The 695-nt window shown below is 68.1% G+C and carries 1 protein-coding gene; it reads right to left on the reverse strand.

All coding sequences use genetic code 11. From position 1 onward, the window contains the following. A partial coding sequence (locus QM806_RS40930; protein ID WP_283295049.1) for an acyl-CoA carboxylase subunit beta occupies nt 1–695 on the reverse strand: 695 nt, incomplete at both ends.

The raw sequence follows: 695 nt of genomic DNA on the forward strand, positions 1-695 counted from the left end.
CCGACGGCGCCGGAGGCGCCCATGACGGCGATCTGGGCGGTGGGCCAGGCGAGGTTGACGTCGGCGCCCATGTGCTTGGAGCCCATCACGTCGTAGGCGCCGCCGTAGGCCTTGCGGGTGATGACGGTGATCTTCCCGACGGTGGCCTCCCCGTAGGCGTAGAGGAGTTTCGCGCCGCGGCGGATGATGCCGTTGTATTCCTGGTCGGTGCCGGGCAGGAAGCCGGGGACGTCGACGAGGGTGATGATGGGGACGTTGAACGCGTCGCAGGTGCGCACGAAGCGGGCGGCTTTTTCGGAGGCGTCGATGTCGAGGCAGCCGGCGAACACGGTGGGCTGGTTCGCGACGATCCCGACGGAGCGGCCGTCGACGCGGCCGAAGCCGACGACGATGTTGCCGGCGCGTTCGGCCTGGACCTCGAGGAATTCGTCGTCGTCGAGGATGCGGCGGATGACCTCGTGCATGTCGTAGGGCTGGTTCGCCGAGTCCGGGATGAGGGTGTCGAGTTCGAGGTCCTCGGCGGTGAGGGAGTCGTCGATCGATCCGGTGATCGGGTCGGTGGGCAGCATCCGGGGGGCCGCGGCCTGGTTGTTCGACGGCAGGTAGGACAGCAGGTCCTTGACGTAGTCGAGGGCGTCTTGTTCGCCGGAGGCGACGTAGTGGGCGACGCCGGATTTGACCATGTGGGTGTGCGC

The organism is Rhodococcus sp. IEGM 1351, from assembly GCF_030056875.1.
Taxonomy (GTDB): Bacteria; Actinomycetota; Actinomycetes; order Mycobacteriales; family Mycobacteriaceae; genus Rhodococcus_F; species Rhodococcus_F opacus.